At 72.4% G+C, this 16,155-nt stretch carries 14 protein-coding genes; 3 read left to right on the top strand and 11 right to left on the bottom strand.

The window, feature by feature from the left end:
- Positions 1-54 precede the first annotated feature (54 nt).
- On the top strand, positions 55-792 hold the full coding sequence (locus Pen02_RS24975; protein ID WP_203868493.1) for a M15 family metallopeptidase: 738 nt from the start codon (positions 55-57) through the stop codon (positions 790-792).
- Positions 793-925: 133 nt separating this feature from the next.
- Here the strand turns inward: Pen02_RS24975 and Pen02_RS24980 are convergent, their stop codons facing one another.
- The 4 genes from Pen02_RS24980 to tuf form a co-directional block, all read right to left on the bottom strand.
- A complete protein-coding gene (locus Pen02_RS24980; protein WP_203868494.1) occupies positions 926-1,975 on the bottom strand; it encodes a threonine aldolase family protein in 1,050 nt (349 codons plus the stop codon).
- Entirely contained in the window at positions 1,968-3,374 is a 1,407-nt protein-coding gene (locus Pen02_RS24985) for a class II 3-deoxy-7-phosphoheptulonate synthase (protein ID WP_203868495.1), read from the bottom strand. Before Pen02_RS24985 ends, Pen02_RS24980 begins: the two co-directional genes overlap by 8 nt.
- Positions 3,375-3,725: 351 nt before the next feature.
- Positions 3,726-4,220: an Rv0361 family membrane protein gene (locus Pen02_RS24990; RefSeq protein WP_203868496.1), complete on the bottom strand. Its 495-nt coding sequence runs from the start codon at positions 4,218-4,220 to the stop codon at positions 3,726-3,728.
- A gap of 314 nt (positions 4,221-4,534) precedes the next feature.
- Entirely contained in the window at positions 4,535-5,722 is a 1,188-nt protein-coding gene (gene tuf, locus Pen02_RS24995; protein ID WP_203868497.1) for an elongation factor Tu, read from the bottom strand.
- 620 nt (positions 5,723-6,342) lie between these two features.
- On the opposite strand from tuf, the gene Pen02_RS25000 reads away from it, so the two are divergent.
- Positions 6,343-7,617, top strand: a complete 1,275-nt coding sequence (locus tag Pen02_RS25000) for an MFS transporter (RefSeq protein WP_203868498.1) — start codon at positions 6,343-6,345, stop codon at positions 7,615-7,617.
- Positions 7,618-7,844: 227 nt separating this feature from the next.
- On the opposite strand, the gene Pen02_RS25005 is transcribed toward Pen02_RS25000, so the two are convergent.
- The 5 genes from Pen02_RS25005 to Pen02_RS25025 all read right to left on the bottom strand — a co-directional run bounded on the left by Pen02_RS25005 (position 7,845) and on the right by Pen02_RS25025 (position 11,200).
- Positions 7,845-8,171 (bottom strand): plasmid stabilization protein, encoded by a 327-nt coding sequence (locus tag Pen02_RS25005; protein ID WP_203868499.1) that lies wholly within the window; start codon positions 8,169-8,171, stop codon positions 7,845-7,847.
- Between the two features lie 28 nt (positions 8,172-8,199).
- Complete coding sequence (locus tag Pen02_RS25010; protein ID WP_203868500.1) at positions 8,200-9,051, bottom strand: glucose 1-dehydrogenase; 852 nt, start codon at positions 9,049-9,051, stop codon at positions 8,200-8,202.
- A 206-nt stretch (positions 9,052-9,257) separates the two neighbouring features.
- Positions 9,258-9,803, bottom strand: a complete 546-nt coding sequence (locus tag Pen02_RS25015) for a hypothetical protein (RefSeq protein WP_203868501.1) — start codon at positions 9,801-9,803, stop codon at positions 9,258-9,260.
- A gap of 286 nt (positions 9,804-10,089) precedes the next feature.
- Positions 10,090-10,542 carry an HIT family protein gene (locus Pen02_RS25020; RefSeq protein WP_203868502.1) on the bottom strand — a complete coding sequence of 151 codons (453 nt, stop codon included), beginning with the start codon at positions 10,540-10,542 and terminating at the stop codon, positions 10,090-10,092.
- On the bottom strand, positions 10,535-11,200 hold the full coding sequence (locus Pen02_RS25025; protein WP_239141225.1) for a hypothetical protein: 666 nt from the start codon (positions 11,198-11,200) through the stop codon (positions 10,535-10,537). Before Pen02_RS25025 ends, Pen02_RS25020 begins: the two co-directional genes overlap by 8 nt.
- Positions 11,201-11,581: 381 nt before the next feature.
- Here Pen02_RS25025 and Pen02_RS25030 point away from each other — a divergent pair, with 381 nt between their 5' ends.
- Complete coding sequence (locus Pen02_RS25030; RefSeq protein WP_203868503.1) at positions 11,582-12,256, top strand: RICIN domain-containing protein; 675 nt, start codon at positions 11,582-11,584, stop codon at positions 12,254-12,256.
- A 139-nt stretch (positions 12,257-12,395) separates the two neighbouring features.
- Here the strand turns inward: Pen02_RS25030 and Pen02_RS25035 are convergent, their stop codons facing one another.
- Both Pen02_RS25035 and Pen02_RS25040 read right to left on the bottom strand, forming a co-directional pair.
- Positions 12,396-13,454, bottom strand: a complete 1,059-nt coding sequence (locus Pen02_RS25035) for a hypothetical protein (protein ID WP_203868504.1) — start codon at positions 13,452-13,454, stop codon at positions 12,396-12,398.
- 288 nt (positions 13,455-13,742) lie between these two features.
- Positions 13,743-16,155, bottom strand: a 2,413-nt coding sequence (locus Pen02_RS25040) for an ABC transporter permease (RefSeq protein ID WP_443678485.1), incomplete at its 5' end; no start/stop codon positions are given.

Genomic DNA, 16,155 nt, shown 5'->3' on the forward strand with positions numbered 1-16,155 from the left:
GCCGCCGGTACGGCCGGTTGGGCGCGCGGCGGACGGCCGCGTACCGTGGCGGCGATGGGACGCGGGGTGCGGTATCCGCTGCTGGCCGGGGTGCTGGCGGCGGCGCTCGGGACGACGGGCTGCGGCGGCCCGGCGACCGGCCCGGCCTCGGGCGCACCGACGATGCCGGCCGGCCCGACGTCGAACCGGCCCGGAATCCCGCCGGCCGACAGCCCGGCCGCACCGGCGTTCGTCTCCGAGGTCTCCACGGTCACCGCCGCCGACCTGGCCGGAAGCTGGCGGCCCGGCTGTCCGGTCGGCCCGGACCAGCTCCGACGGATCCGGCTCGGCTACTGGGACTTCGACGGGCGCCCCCAGGTCGGGACGATCGTGGTGCACCGTACGGTCACCGCCGAGGTGGTCGAGGTCTTCGCCACCCTCTATCGGGAACGCTTCCCGATCAGGCGGCTACAGCCGGTCGACGCGTACGGCGGCAGCGACGACAGGTCGATGGCCGACGACAACACCTCCGGCTTCAACTGCCGCCGAGCGGTCCCCGCCACGGGGGCGGCGAAATGGTCCGCGCACGCGTACGGGAAGGCGATCGACGTCAACCCGGTGGAGAACCCGTACCTGGTCGACGGCAGGGTGCTGCCGCCCGCCGGTACGGCGTACCGGAACCGCTCGGACGAGCGGCCCGGGATGGCGGTCCGGGGCGGGGTGCTGGTCGAGGCGTTCGCCTCGGCGGGCTGGCAGTGGGGCGGCGGATGGCGCTCCCCCGACCACCAGCACTTCACCCGCACCGGCGGCTGACCCACCGACCCGCACCGGCGTGCGAAGGCGCACCGGCGCCGAGGGGGCACCGGCGCGAAGGTGCACCAGCACGAAGGCCCACCGACACGAACGCGTACCGGCACGAAGGCGTACCGGCGCGAAGGTGCAGCGGTCAGCGGCGGAAGATCTCGGTGAGCACCTCGATCGCCCGGTCCACCCCGGCGTCGTCCAGGTCGTGATGGGTCACCAGCCGGGCGATCCGCGGGCCGAGCACCGAGACGAGTACGCCCCGCTCCCGGGCCGCCGCGCCCAGCTCGGCGGCGTCGAACCCGCACTTGGTCAGGTCCAGCGGAACGATGTTGGTGCGTACCGGTCCGGCCAGTACCCCGAACGGGGCGAGCGCGTCGGCGATCCGGGCCGCCCGGAGATGGTCCTCGGCCAGCCGCTCGACGTGGTGACGCAGCCCGTACCGGCCGGCGGCGGCGAGCACGCCGGCCTGGCGCATCCCGCCGCCCATCCGCTTACGGATCACCCGGGCCCGGGCGATCCGCTCCGCGCTGCCGACCACCAGCGAGCCGGCCGGCGCGCCGAGCCCCTTGGACAGGCACACCGACAGGGTGTCGAACAGCGCGCCGTAGTCGGCCAGCGGCACCCCGTCGGCGACGTGGGCGTGCCAGATCCGGGCGCCGTCACAGTGCAGTCCGACCCCGGCGTCGTCGGCGATCCGGCGCAGCTCGCCCAGGGTGGCCAGCGGGATCACCCCGCCACCGCCCCGGTTGTGGGTCTGCTCGACGGCGATCGCCCGGGTCGGCACCGCGTGGTAGCCGTCCGGCCGGATCATCGCCGCGACCACCTCCGGGTCGAGGTCGGCGCCCGCCGGGGACCAGGTCCGGGTGGAGACACCGCCGATCGCGGCGGCGGCGCCGATCTCGTACGTCACCACGTGCGCGTCGGCGTCGCAGAGCAGTTCCTCGCCGGGTGGCACCAGCAGTTGGATGGCGATCTGGTTGGCCATCGAGCCGGTCGGGGCGAAGAGGGCCGCCTCGTGCCCGAACAGCGCGGCGACCTCGGCTTCGAGGGCGTTGACGGTCGGGTCCTCGCCGTACACGTCGTCGCCGACCTCGGCCGCCGCCATCTCGGCGCGCATCCCCGGGGTGGGCCGGGTGACGGTGTCGGACCGGAGGTCGACCGGGGCCGGGGTGGACGTCTGGTCGTCAGCCACGAAGCATCTCCGCTACCAGGAAGGCGAGTTCCAGCGACTGCTGGGTGTTGAGTCGGGGGTCGCAGGCGGTCTCGTACCGGTCCGGGAGATCCAGGTCCTCGATCCCCTGCGCGCCGCCCAGGCACTCGGTGACGTCCTCGCCGGTCAGCTCGACGTGCAGACCGCCCGGGTGGGTCTCCAGCGACCGGTGCACCTCGAAGTAGCCGAGCACCTCGTCGACGATCCGGTCGAAGTGCCGGGTCTTGTAGCCGTTGGACGACTCGTGGGTGTTGCCGTGCATCGGGTCGCACTGCCAGACGACCTTGGCACCGGCGGCGGTGACCTTGGCCACGATCGGCGGCAACACGTCCCGGACCTTGCCGTTGCCCATCCGGCTGATCAGGGTGAGCCGGCCCGGGACGTTCTCCGGGTTGAGCTTCTCGCACAGCTCGATCGCCTCGTCCGGGCTGGTGGTCGGGCCGAGCTTGACGCCGATCGGGTTGGCGATCCGGGAGATGAAGTCGAGGTGTGCGCCGTCGATCTGCCGGGTGCGCTCGCCGACCCAGAGGAAGTGCCCGGACAGCCCGTACGCCCGGCGGTCGGAGACCCGGGTCAGCGCCCGGTCGTACTCCAGGGCCAGTGCCTCGTGCGAGCAGTAGAGGGTGACCGTACGCAGCGCCTCGTCCTCGGTCATCCCGCAGGCCCGGATGAAGGCGAGCGCCCGGTCGATCTCCCGGGCGATGGCCTCGTAGCGCTCCCCGGCCGGGGAGTTCTTCACGAAACCCTTGTTCCAGTCGTGCACCGCGTGCAGGTCGGCCAGCCCGCCGGCGAGGTACGCCCGGAGCATGTTCATCGCCGCCGCCGAGTTGGCGTACGCCCGGATCATGCGCTGCGGGTCGGCGACCCGCGCCTCCGGCACCGCCTCCAGCGAGTTGATCATGTCGCCGCGGTAGGCCGGCAGTCCCCGCGCGTCGGTCGGCAGCGAGCGCGGCTTGGTGTACTGCCCGGCCACCCGGGCCACCTTCACCACCGGCAGCGACGCACCGTACGTCAGCACCACCGCCATCTGGAGCAGGGTCCGGGCGTTGGCCAGCAGGTGGCTCTCGGTGTTGTCGGTGAAGGTCTCGGCGCAGTCGCCGCCCTGGAGCAGGAACGCCCGCCCCTCGCAGACCAGCGCCAACCGCTGCCGGAGCTGGTCGACCTCGTAGGGCGCGACGATCGAGGGCACGTTCGTCAGGACCTTGCAGACCCCGTCGACCACGGCCTGGTCCGGCCACGGCGGCGTCTGGGCCCGGGGCAGGTCCCGCCACCGGTCCAGGCCGAGCGCCTCGTCCTCGGCGGAGTCCTCGGTCGGCCGGCTGGTCTGCAACGCCGGGTTGCCCACGGCGGGATAGCTCAACTGGTGCCACTCTCGGCGCATGCCAGAAAGCGTACGGCGAGACCCCGGGCGCGCGGGGGGCGAGGGGCGCCCGTCCGCTCCGTGGGAGCCCGCCGACGGTGGTCCCGGCGCTGCTCCGGACCGGTCGCCCGGCACGACGAACAAACCAGAACCAGCGGTCCGGAGCAGCCGGTACCGGGCCAGCACGGGCGGCCCGGAGGAGCCAAGATCAGCGGTCCGGAGCAGCCAGGACCGGCGGTCCGGAGGCGGTGGTCGGAAGCGCGACCGGAACCGGCGGTCCGGAGATGGTGGTCGAAAGCGACCGGAACCGGCGGTCCGGAGGAAGCCCGGAGCGGCCAGGACCAGCGGTTCGGAGGCGGTGGTCGGGAGCGGTCAGGTTGCCGGGGTGGGCGAGCCGGACGGCGCCGGTTCGTGGCCGCCGATCGCCTCCTTGGCGATGCACCACTGGCCGTCGGCCCGGGCGACCGTGAAGAGGACCTTGGTCGGAGTCGCCTTGCCGCTGGCCTTGATCGTGATCGACGTGCTGACGTCCTGGTCGGCACCGTTGGCCCGGACGTCGGTGATCGTCGCCGCCGAGACCGAGAAGTGCTTGGCGAAATCGCCGTTCGGGCCGGTCGCCGCCTGGTCGAAGGACTCCCGCAGGGGCTCGCAGAGCTGTTCGCGGCCGTCCGTGACGCTCTTCGCCTTCATCGCGTCCAGGTACGCCTGCACCCGCTCCCGGGCCCGGTCGGGGCCGTCGTCGACCGGAGTGGTGGTGACGTCGGGCTCCGACCCGAATCCGTCAAGCAGGCCGCAACCGGTCAGGCCGAGCGGCAACATCGCCAGCACCGCGACCACGCCGACCACCCGCCGCCGTACGACGACCATCGTGCTCCTTCCCGAGGGGCTTCCCACCCTAGTCGAGCCGCCGACCGCCGGTCCGCCCCGACGCCCCGGGCACCCCGGGATCGGTCCCGGGCGGCTTGTCCGGATCAGCCGGCGGCCCGACGAGCGGACCGCCGGCTGAGTTCCCGGGCCACGACGCTCCGACGCGCTGGCCGCCCGACCTCAGTGCAGCCGGGCGACCAGCACGCCTCAATCCGGCAGAGCGGTCACCGCGCCTCAGTCCAGCACGGCGGTCGCCGCGCCGCCGTCGAGCAGGGCGACCACCCACCTCAGTCCAGCACGGCGATCACCGCAGCTCAGTCGAGCAGGGCGGTCACCGTGCCGGCGGCGACCGTCCGGCCACCCTCCCGCACGGCGAAGCCGAGCCCGACGTCCATCGCGATCGGCTTGCCCAGTTCGACCGTGATCGCCACGGTGTCACCGGGAGCGACCTGGGGCAGTTCGCCCAGGTCGACTGCGCCGACCACGTCGGTGGTCCGGAAGTAGAACTGCGGCCGGTAGTTGGCCTGGAACGGCGTACGCCGACCACCCTCGGCGGTACTTAGCGCGTAGAGCTGGGCGGTGAACCGGCGGTGCGGCGTCACGCTGCCCGGCAGTGCCACCACCTGACCCCGCTGCACCTGGTCGCGCTTGACCCCGCGCAGCAGTACGGCCGCGTTGTCCCCGGCCTGCGCCGAGTCCAGCGACCGACCGAAGGTCTCCAGCCCGATCGCCACGGTGGACAGCGTCGGGGCGAGCCCGACCACCTCGACCGGGTCACCGGCGCGCAGCGAGCCGCGCTCCACCGCCCCGGTCACCACCGTCCCCCGGCCGGAGATGGTCAGCACGTTCTCGATCGGCATCAGGAACGGCCGGTCGAGTTCGCGCGGCGGCACCGGGACGTACCTGTCGACCGCGTCCAGCAGGTCCGCGATGGACCCGACCCACTCCGGGTCGCCCTCCAGGGCCCGCAGCGCGGAGACCCGCACCACCGGCACCTCGTCTCCGGGGAAGCCGTACTCGCCGACCAGTTCCCGCACCTCCAGCTCGACCAGGTCGAGCAGTTCGGGGTCGGTCACCGCGTCCGCCTTGTTCAGCGCGACCACCAGGTACGGCACGCCGACCCGCTGGGCGAGCAGTACGTGCTCCCGGGTCTGCGGCATCGCACCGTCCAGCGCCGAGACGACCAGGATCGCCCCGTCCACCTGCGCCGCCCCCGTGATCATGTTCTTCACGTAGTCGGCGTGGCCCGGCATGTCGACGTGCGCGTAGTGCCGGGTGGCGGTCTCGTACTCGACGTGCGCGATGGTGATGGTGATGCCCCGGGCGACCTCCTCCGGCGCCCGGTCGATGCCGTCGAACGCGACGAACCGGTTGACCGACGGGTCCCGGTCGGCGAGCACCTTCGTGATCGCGGCGGTCAGCGTCGTCTTGCCGTGGTCGACGTGCCCCATCGTGCCGATGTTGAGATGCGGCTTGGTACGCATGAACTGGCTCTTGGCCATGGAAGTGTCCTCAATAGAGAGACGGGTTGGCGGACGACGAAACGCGGGCGGATGCCAGACCGCGAGAGAGGAACCGCGCCAGAACCGCGCATCCGGTGCGACCGAAACAGGGGTGGCACCGGGAACCGGGCCACCCTCCTCCGTGGGTTCTGCTGGTGCGGGAGGAGGGTCAGCCTCGCGCGCCGGTATCCAGTCGGTTCGACTGGACGGCAAGCACAGCGAGCCGGTTCGGCTGGACCGGGAGGTCGCAGTGCCGGGTCGACGCCAGGCGCACGGCGGCGGGGCCCAGCAGGAGGAACCCTGCGGGCCGCACAACACCAGCCGTGCCGAACATGGCGATCACGTTAGGCCCGAACGCCGCCCACCGCGACCGATATTCCCGGCCGCCTCCGCCGCCCAGCCCCAGCCGCGCCCCCGGGTCGCGCGACGGGGCCGGGAAGATCGCGCACAGTCCGGCAAGGAGTGGTTTCCCAGTCGCCCGGTAGGCCCAACGTCCCTGATCGTGCGCGATCTTCAACGACCCGTCGCGGCAGTGACGGGAAATACCCTGGCGGACCGGGGCGGGGCCTTCTACGGTCGACGGCGGGGACTACTGGAAACAATCCTTACCGGAGGAACAGGTGCGGGCGGTAAGGGCGTGGTTCGGCGACACGGCGGGCGGGCTGCCGGCCGTGTTCTGGTACCTCTGGTCCGGGCTGCTGATCAACCGGGTCGGCGCGTTCGCCATGCTGTTCCTGCCGCTCTACCTGACCGACGCGCGGGGCGCCGGCGACGCGCTCGCCGGCCTGGTGGTCGGGGCGTACGGGCTGGGCGGGGTGGCCGGGGTCCTGCTCGGCGGGGTACTCACCGACCGCTGGGGGCGGCGCAGCACCCTCCTCTGGTCACACCTGACGGCGTCGGCACTGATGGCGACGATGGCGGTGGTGACCAGCCTGCCGGCGATCGCCCTGCTCGCGGCGCTGGTCGGGATCGCCCACTCGATGCCGGGCCCGGCCTTCGTCGCCGCGATCGTCGACGTGGTCCCGCCAGCCCGCCGCTCCCGCGCGTTCAACCTCCAGTTCTGGGCGTTCAACCTCGGCATGGCGGGCGCGTCGGCGCTGGCCGGGCTGCTCGCCGAGGCGAGCTACCTGGCGCTGTTCCTGGTCGACGCGGGGGCCACCCTCGTCACCACGGTCATCATCGCCTGGAAGGTGCCGGAGACCCTGGTCCGGGCCGCGCCGGCGCGGCCACCGGCCGGGCCGGAAACGGTACCGACCCGGCGGGCCGGGCTGCGTACCCCGCTCACCGACCGGATCTTCCTGGCCTTCGTCGCGCTCACCTTCGCGCACGCCGTGATCACCGCACAGAACTCGACGGTGATGCCGTTGGCGATGCGCGCCGACGGCCTGAGTTCCTCGGCGTACGGGCTGGTGGTGGCGCTGGGCGGACTGTTCATCGTGGTCGGGCAGCTCTTCGTGCCCCGGCTGATCGACGGTCGGCGCAAGCACCGGGTACTGGCCACCGCGCTGGGCCTGGCCGCCATCGGGTACGCCGGTCTGGCCGTCGCCGACGCGCTGCCCGGGTACCTGCTGGCGGCGCTGGTCTGGACGATCGGCGCGATGCTCGCCGCGCCGCCGAACGCGGAGATCAACGCCGAGTTGGCCCCGCCCCGGCTGCGCGGCCGTTACCAGGCGGTCTTCTTCCTGACCTTTCCGGCCGCCGCGTTCGTCGCCCCGGCGGCCGGCGGCGTGAGCCTCCAGTACCTCGGGAACGGGCACTGGCTGGCGGTCGGCGCGCTCGGCCTGCTCGCGCTCGCCGGGCACCTCCTCGCCGGTCCGCCCCGGGAACGCCGGGTGGCCCGGCTCGCCACCACCCCCGCCACCACTTCGGAGCCCACACCCGCCAGCACCCCGTAGCCGCAGTTTGCGGTTCGACGGGCCAGTTGCCACCGGGCGCTCGTCGAGGCCGAACTGGTCGGTGCCGAGCGGCGGGGCGGTCATCGAGGCCGAGCTGGTGGGTGCCGAGCGGCGGGGGCGTTCGTCGAGGCCGAGCTGGTGGGTGCCGAGCGGCGGGGGCGTTCGTCGAGGCCGAGCGCCGGGGCGAGTACCCGGGCCCGACCCCGGCCAGGTGGTCCAGCGGCAGGTCAGCGGGCGAGCGCCCGCTCCAACTCGGCCTTGGACATGCTCGACCGGCCCTTGATGTTGCGCTTCTTCGCCTCGTTGTAGAGCTGTTCCCTGGTACGCCCCTGTGCACCGGTGTGCGACCGCTTGCCGCCCCGGTGTCCGGAGGAGACGTCCTTGATCGACGACTGGCTGGCCGTCTTCGCCTCGCCGGAGCGGGCCCGTTCCTTGTTCACCGTCCGCGCGGCGATCTCCTCGGCGCGCTCGGTCGACTCGCCGCGCTTCTTGGCGCTGGCCTTGATGTGCTTGTACTGGCGTTCCCGCTTCGGACTCGACCCTGCGGGGGGCATGGTGGTACTCCTTCCGTGCGAGAGATTCCTAGAGGATGGGCTTGCCGCCGGTGACCGGGATGATTGCGCCGGAGATGTAGCTGGCCTCGTCCGAGGCGAGCAGCACGTACGCCGGGGCGACCTCCTTCGGCTCGCCGGGGCGGCCCAGTGGGGTGTTCTTGCCGAACTTCTCGACCGCCTCCGGCGGCATGGTCGACGGGATCAACGGGGTCCAGATCGGGCCCGGCGCGACGCCGTTCACCCTGATCCCCCGCTCGCCGAGCATCTGGGCCAGCCCGGCGGTGAAGTTGGCGATCGCGCCCTTGGTGGTCGCGTACGGCAGCAGCGTCGGACGCGGCGAGTCGTAGTTGATCGAACTGGTGTTGATGATCGACGCCTTCTCGCCGACGTGCGGAAGCGCCGCCTGGACCAGCCGGAACATCGCGGTGATGTTGACGTCGAAGGTGTGCTGCCACTCCTCGTCGGTGACCTCTTCGATGGTTTCGTGCGTCATCTGGTAGGCGGCGTTGTTCACCAGTACGTCGATCCGACCGAACTCCTCGACGGCCCGGTCCACCACGGTCCGGCACACCTCGGGATCGCCCACGTCCCCGGCGACGAGTACGGCCTGTCGGCCCTCGTCCTCGACGAGCTTGCCGGTCTCCCGGGCGTCCTCGTGCTCGCTGAGGTACGAGATGAGCACGTCGGCGCCCTCGCGGGCGAACGCGATGGCGACCGCCCGGCCGATCCCGCTGTCGCCACCGGTGATCACCGCCTTCTTGCCCGCCAGCCGGCCGGCGCCCCGGTAGGAGTCCTCGCCGTGGTCGGGTCTGCGGTGCATCGCGCCCAGGGTGCCGGGTGGCTCCTGCTGCGGTTCGGTCTGCTGCCGAGGGTCGGACATCGGGCTGCTCCTCACGATCAGGACGGCGGCCCTTTTCCGCCGACAACGGCAAAAATCCCCACCCCAGGCAGCCGATAAACCAGCAGCCCCGCCCGCAAAACCGCCGCCCGCTCCGCCGCTGAGCCGCCAGCCTCCGCCGGCAAAACGCCGCCCGCACTACCGCTGAGTCGCCAGTCTGCGCCGGCAAACCGCCGCCCGCTCCGCTGTCAGACCGCCGCGTGGCGCGCCGCGAACGCCTCGATCTCGTCGATGTCGGCGGGCCGGAGCCCGCGCGCCGGATCGGGCGCGATCAGCAGGGCGATTCCCCGGGCCACCGCCCGGTCCAGGACCCGGTCGCCCTCCGGGATCGCCTCGTCGTCGGTCCAGACCAGGGTCCGGCCGGCGGCGAGTACGGCGTGCGCGGCGGCCCGCTTGACCGGCCAGCCCTCCGGACCTTTCGGCACCGGCTCACAGACCAGTGCCCGGTCCAGCACCGGCAGCCGCCACAGCCGCTCCAGCACGTCCGCCTCCGGGCACCAGGTGGTGCACCACCGCAACTCCACCACTCCGGAGTCGTGCAGGGCACGCATCCGGTCGACGAGCGCGTCGGCCCAGCTCAGCGGGTACTCGCACCGGTCCTCCTCGGACCAGACGTCGGCCCGGCAGGGCGTTCTCCCCCAACCCGGCCGGCGGGCGTTCACCACGCCGTCGACGTCCAGCAGCCAGACCGGCGCCTGGTCCGGTACGACTGGCAGGTCCAGCTCGATATCCATGTTCCCTCCCCATGATCGGCTCCCATTGTGGACGCCGCGCGCCAGGTCACACCGGCTGAACCGTCGACCCCTGTACCCCGGAGCACGCCCCGCCACGCCACGGGACCGCCTCGGCCCGCTGCCCTGCCAGGGGTGTGTCGGCGCGCGGCCGGCTACCGCTGCCGGTGCCCGTACCCGGTGGCGTCGCCCGGCTTTCGTCGCCGGGCGTGATGCGGGTCTCGGTGGTCGGGAAGTCGGGTTCCGGCAAGACGAACCCGGCCCGGGCGGGCGCCGGCCGGCTCCGCCCTCATCCGCTCCGCAGGTGGGCGCTGAGGGCGACGGCGATGTCGTTCCGCTCGTCGAGGGTGAGCCACTCGCTCTCCGGTCGCGTCAGATAGTGGAAGACGCGCGGCCCGCGATGGTCCGACGGCAGGTCCGGCATCCGGGGTACGAGATGGAAGTGCACATGCGCAAAGCCCTCCGCCTCGGCGAACTGCACCACGTACGGCTTGGTGCAGCGCAGGACGGCGTGCAGCGTCTCGCTGAGCTGGTGGACCAGTGGACCCAGCTCGGCGGCCTCGGCGGGGGTCAACTCGGCGATCGAGGTGACGTGTCGGCGCGGCAGCAGGATCAGCCAGCCGGGCAGGCTGGAGTTGAAGGCGTGCGCCGCGCGCCAGTACTCGGTGAGGTGCACCCGTTCGGACGGTGCCGCAGCGGCGAGATCGGACTCCTGGCGGCAGGAGTAGCAGTCGTCAGCCATGGTGTGGTCCGGACGACGGCAGGAACGGGGCGAAGTGTTCGGCCACCAGGTGGGCGACGCCCTCGGCGTCCCGGCTGCCGTCGACCTCGATCACCCGGACGTCCAGCCGCCGGGCACGGCGTACGGCGTCCTCGGCGACCAGCCTGTCCCGCTCGATCCGGTTGCGCTGCCCGAGTTCGGGATCGCTGACCTGGTGCCCGAGTCGACCGGCCCGGGGCAGGTGGTCGAGCTGGTACCGCCGGAACTCCTCGGTCGGCACCAGCACCACCATGCGCCGGCTCGACCCACTGACCGGTACGACCAGATCGGGACGCAGCCCCCAGCCCTCGGCGAGGATCGGCCGGGGCGAGACGAGCGCCCGCAGGTCGTCCTGCACCCACTCGAACCGTTCGGCGAACTCGACCAGCACCTGCCGGGCCATCTCCTCCGGCGTCGTACGAAGCCACACCGTCTCCCAGTCGCGTTCCGTCGGCTCGCCACGACCGATCCGCCGTACGATCCGGCGGTCGTTGTGCCCGCGCGCGTCGTGGTAGTCGTAGTGGTAGTGCGTCAGGCCGTACCGCTCGGCGAGGATGCCGGCCACCGTCGACTTCCCGGCCCACTGGCCGCCGCCGATCCAGAGCGCGTGCCGCAGGGTGCTGAACGGGTCCCACCGCATGCCCAGAAGCGTGCGCCCGTTGGAGCCCGAATTCCAGTCTTGTATTCGGATATCCGGCCTGGTCAACTGAGGGTGGGAGAGCTGTGCCGGGCGGTCCGACAACCTGCCCGAGGTCGTCCTCAGTGCGCGACACCGAGGACTGCGGCGCCCAGTTCGCGGATGACCGTGCGCCACTGCGTCGGGTCCTGCTTGGCAACACGTCCTCCCAGAGCGGCAGGCAGGTGCCGCGCAACCGCATCAGGCCGTCCGGCCGGGTGGCGGTGTTCGGGAATTCCCCGGACAGCCCGTCGACATCGGACAGTCGGTGGTGCGCGGCGACCACCGCCGAGAGGCTGGCGGCAGGGCCGGCATCCCACTTCCGCGTACCCGGTTGGAGGCAGCATGCTCAGCGCCAGGTCCCCTTCGCCCGCCCCGATCGGCGGCGGCGTCCCCGGGGTACGCCCCGGCAAGCCCGGCCCCGGACTCGTGAGCCGGAAGGCGCTCGTCACGGCGCTGGCCCTGCTGATCGCGTCGTTCGTGGTGGTCACGCCCACGCCCGCCTACGCGGACACCAACCGCATCGAGATCGTGAACACCGTGGGGCCGTTCCGCGCCGACGTCATGTGGGCCTCGACCGCCACGCACACGGGTGTTTTCCTCTGGCCGGACAACACCAGCGACTCGCAGCAGTTCGACCTGCTCGACAGCGGAGGCGGGTTCTACCGGATCAGGGCACGGCACTCGGGTCAGTGTCTGATGCTCGACTGGCGTGCCGGGTTCTACGCGAACGGGACGCCGATCATCCAGTACCCGCACTGCTCCGCCGGGTACGCCCCGGGTGAGTGGTCGACCCAGTGGATTCTGCACAAGCCGTGCGTGGGCGAGTGCTTCGGCATCTGGTACGCGCTCATCAAGAACCGTGCGACCGGCAGGTGCCTGGATGCGGCGGCGCCGAACGGCCAGCCCGCCCAGCAGGCCGTGTTGCAGCAGTGGGACTGCATCACGGCGACCAACGTCTGGAACGCCCGGAACCAGATGTGGACCTTCTACGACCCCACACCGGTAATCATCGGCTGATCGGGCGCCGGGCCGCGCCGGGCGACCTCCTGTGCCGTGGGCAGGAGGCCGCCCGGCAGCGGTTTACTGCGGTAAAGGTCGGTCGTACGGGTCAGTCGACTTCCGGATCAGTCAGGTTCCGGGTCGGTCGACTTCCGGGTCAGTCGACGACCGGCGGCGCCGTCCGGGCCGCTTCCCGCAACGCCGCCGCCGCGCTGGCGTACGGGTTGTAGGTGTACGCCCGGGACAGGCTGCCCGGGATCGAGAAGTACTCGACGGCGAGCTTCGCCGAGTCGGTGGCGATCTCGCCCCGGCCCGGCAGGTCGTTGCCGTCGTCCCAGCCCCATGGCGCGTTCGCGGAGTTGGTCGAGCAGGAGAAGGTACCGACGCCGCAGTCGCCGGAGTTGTCACCCGCGAAGGTACCGAGGTTGGCGAAGAGGTTGGCGTTGGCCCGCTGCGCCCAGAGCCCGCCGGAGGCGAAGATGTCGACGAGCTTGTAGCGTACGTCCCGGTCGTTGCCGTTGCTCGGCGTCTCGGCCACCGTCGACGGGTAGTAGACGATGCCGTCACCGTTGATGTTGTACTGCGGGTACGCCTTCAGGCCGTGCCCCTGCGCCTCCTGCGCGGTCACCGGGTGCGCGAACGAGTCGTGCGGCGACGACTGCGTCTGGAGGGTGCCGTCGACGTTCTCCCGGCCACCGGTCCAGGTGCTTCCCGCCGGGGTGTACGAGTAGAAGTCGCTGTGCGCCACGCTGACCGCCCCGCGCAACACCCCGTACGTCGAGCCGTCCCGCTCGACGGCGAACATGATCCCCTCGCCGTCGTTCTCGTGCTCGGTCTCGAAGAACGGGTGGTCCGTCCAGTCCCTCGGGTGGAAGAACAGGTACGTGATGTACCAGTGCGTACTCGTCTCCGACACGGAGTAGTACGCGTGCGCGGCGAAGGAGGCGCCGGAGGAGGCCGCGCTGTCCCAGTTGTTCCGCCCGTTCAGGTCGCCGTCGAAGTCGACGCTGGTGATGTAGTCGGACCGGCCGCCGAGCGCGTGGCTGCCGGTGGCGTCGACGTCCTGGTAGTGGATCGGGGCCCAGCGAAGTGCCAGCTCCGCCCGGCTGACCGCCGCCTCGGCCGGTGCCGGCGCCGCCAGCCCTCCGGTCGTCAGCGCCGCCGCCAGTACGGCCGCCGCCAGGGATCTCCCGGCGGTCCTGAACCGATCAGGCATGTTGTCCTCCCACGGTCGGGTTTGGATAGACCGCGGGCAATCTACGTGATCGACGGCGGCTGTCACGTGTCCAGCCGGAGAAGAGCGATTTGACCCCAGTCGACGGATCGGCGCCGCACACCCGCCGACCCGCTGACCCGCTGACCCGCTGACGGGTGACGGGTGACGGGTGACGGGTGACGGGTGACGGGTGACGGGTCGCGGCCGACGGGGTGACGGCGGAGCAGTCGACGGGCCGGCGCCACCGGGCGTGGTGGCGGCGGCCCGTCGACGGCCCCCGATCGGCGGTCACTCGTTGTGCAGTACCTCGGCGATCGGCAGCCGGGCCGCCGAGCGGGCCGGCAGCAGTGCCCCGAGCATCGCGATCGCCGCCCCCGCCAGGGCCAGTACGCCGACCAGCGGCGCCTCCCAGACGTTGATCAGGGAGTCCGGTACCCGGATCTGCGCCGCACCCGACGCGATCGGCACGACCAGGCGGTGCGCGACGATCCCGAGCGGGATGCCGAGCAGCCCGCCGACCGCGCCCAGTACCGCCATCGAGGTCACCATCATCGCCGTCACCTGCCCCGGGGTCATCCCGATCGACTTGAGCATCCCGAGGTCGCGGCGGCGTTCCCGGGTGTTCAGCACGACGGTGTTGAAGACGGCGAGCGCGGTGACGATCCCCAGCATCAGGGTCACCACCACCGCGAGACTGACGGCGGCGACGGTGAAGTTGTCGGTACCGCCGTTGTCCCAGGCGTCCAGTCCCGGATCCGCCGCCTCCACCGCCGCGGTGTACGCCAGCACGTCGGTGCCGGGCGCGAGCTGGACCTGGTAGAGGGCCTCGTGGTTGCCGATCCGGTGCTGCGGGGCCAGCCGGGCGATCGCCGACCAGTCGGCGAGCAGACCGGGCGGCCCGGGCGCCCCGCCCATGGTCTCGCCGACGATGGTCGCCGCGCTCCGCCGGCCGTCGGCCTCCAGCACGATCCGGTCGCCGACCGCGAGGCCGCGCTCGCCCAGCCACTCCGACGGCGCGGCGACCTCGTCCGGGCCGGCCAGCCAACGCCCCTCGACCACCTGCTCCCGGTAGCCCTGGGTCTCGACGTCGCCACGCAGGAAGCTGACGCCGACCGGCTGGGCGGACCCGACCAGCGCGAATTCGAGGGTCAGGTTGACGGTCACCCGGTTCGTGCCGGGCAGCGTACGCAGCAGTGCCTCGATCTGCGGGTCGGTCAGCGGTGACGGAGGCCGGAGCGTACTCCGCTCGGGATCGCTCGCGCGTACCCCGACGTGGTCGTTGCCGTCGGTGGCGTCGGCGTACCGGGTGACGGTGCTGGTCAGGCCGGTGGCGAAGGTCACCGTGGTCACCCCGAGCAGCACCGCCGACATGGTCAGCGCGGTACGCCCCGGCCGGGCGAACGGCAGGCCGAGCCCGAGGCTGACGGCGCGCGGCAACCGGGTACCGGTCAACCAGCGCTGCGCCCGCAGACCGCGCCCGCGCCTCGGTGCGCTGCCCGCGCTGATCGCCTCGACCGCGGAGAGCCGGCGGGCCCGCGACGCCGGGACGAGCGCGGCGAGTACGACGACGGCCGGCATCCCGAGCAGCGTCGACACGCTCACCAGTGGACTGATCCCGACCGGCCCGAAGCCCATCCCCTGGAACGACAGGGCCAGCAGCGGCTGCGCCCCGAGATTGCCGAGGAGGGTGCCGAGCGCGCAGCCGACCACCGCCGGCAGGCTCACCATCACCAGATAGACCGCGAGCACCTGGCCCGGGGTGAAGCCGAGGGCCTTGAGGATGCCGATGTGCCGGAACCCGGAGACCACCGCCCCGCTGACCACGTTGGCGACGATCAGCACCGCCGCCGCCAGCCCGAGGATCCCGAAGACCATCAGGAACGGCACGAAGACCCCCGGCTCGGCCGCCACCGAGTCCTTGACCAGCAGGTACGACTGCGCGGCGACCAACGCGTCCGCCGGCAGCCCCGACGTGACGGCCGCCAGTCCGGCGGTGACCTCGGCCTCGCCGCCGGCTCGGTCGAACCGGTAGAGCATCTGGGTGGACGTCGGCCCGAGACTGTCGATCTGCGCGGGCGCGACCCAGGCGTCGGCGGTCCGGCTCAGGCTGTACGCCATGCCGACGACGGTCAGCCGCGCCCCGCCGGGAGCCTGCACCGTCGTGCCGAGCAGTGGTGCCCAGCGGGTGGTCTCCCCGCCCCCGCGCAGGTCGGTGGCCGGTGGGGTGTCGCTCAGCACGATCTCCCCCGGTGCGTCGGCCCAGCGGCCCGCCCAGATGTCGACCCGGTCCACCGGTCCGGCCGGATCGCCCCGACCCACCACGTTCAGTGGTCCGCCGACGAAGCCAGGTCCCTGTAGTGGCAGCTCCACCACCGCCTGCCGGTAGGGTCCGGCGACCGCCGCCACCCCCGGCCGCCGGGCTGCCTCCGCGAGCTGGGCCTCGGTGACCAGCGCGGGGTCGTACGTCGCCAGGGCGTGCGGGCCGCGCTGTTCGGCGAACGCCTTGTCGAACGGTGCCGTGGAGGCGACCAGCAGGCCGAGTGCCATCACGGTGGTCGCGGCGGAGAAGAGCAGTACGAGCCCGATCACGACGGTCTGTAGCTTCCGCCTCCGTACGGCCGCCCGCGCGGCCCGCCAGACCGCGCCCGCGCCACCACCACGCACCGGCACCGGCCGCCGCCCCGTCGGCCGCTGCCCCGTC

The organism is Plantactinospora endophytica (assembly GCF_016862915.1).
Taxonomy (GTDB): Bacteria; Actinomycetota; Actinomycetes; order Mycobacteriales; family Micromonosporaceae; genus Plantactinospora; species Plantactinospora endophytica.

Bases quoted from the DNA above. Each gene is read 5' to 3' on its own strand.
- Pen02_RS25035 (WP_203868504.1), bottom strand. From the start codon at position 13,454: ATGCCTGATCGGTTCAGGACCGCCGGGAGATCCCTGGCGGCGGCCGTA.
- Pen02_RS24985 (WP_203868495.1), bottom strand. From the start codon at position 3,374: ATGCGCCGAGAGTGGCACCAGTTGAGCTATCCCGCCGTGGGCAACCCG.
- Pen02_RS25005 (WP_203868499.1), bottom strand. From the start codon at position 8,171: ATGCCCCCCGCAGGGTCGAGTCCGAAGCGGGAACGCCAGTACAAGCAC.
- Pen02_RS24990 (WP_203868496.1), bottom strand. From the start codon at position 4,220: ATGGTCGTCGTACGGCGGCGGGTGGTCGGCGTGGTCGCGGTGCTGGCG.
- Pen02_RS24975 (WP_203868493.1), top strand. From the start codon at position 55: ATGGGACGCGGGGTGCGGTATCCGCTGCTGGCCGGGGTGCTGGCGGCG.
- tuf (WP_203868497.1), bottom strand. From the start codon at position 5,722: ATGGCCAAGAGCCAGTTCATGCGTACCAAGCCGCATCTCAACATCGGC.
- Pen02_RS25020 (WP_203868502.1), bottom strand. From the start codon at position 10,542: ATGGCTGACGACTGCTACTCCTGCCGCCAGGAGTCCGATCTCGCCGCT.
- Pen02_RS25030 (WP_203868503.1), top strand. From the start codon at position 11,582: ATGCTCAGCGCCAGGTCCCCTTCGCCCGCCCCGATCGGCGGCGGCGTC.
- Pen02_RS25010 (WP_203868500.1), bottom strand. From the start codon at position 9,051: ATGTCCGACCCTCGGCAGCAGACCGAACCGCAGCAGGAGCCACCCGGC.
- Pen02_RS25025 (WP_239141225.1), bottom strand. From the start codon at position 11,200: ATGCGGTGGGACCCGTTCAGCACCCTGCGGCACGCGCTCTGGATCGGC.
- Pen02_RS25015 (WP_203868501.1), bottom strand. From the start codon at position 9,803: ATGGATATCGAGCTGGACCTGCCAGTCGTACCGGACCAGGCGCCGGTC.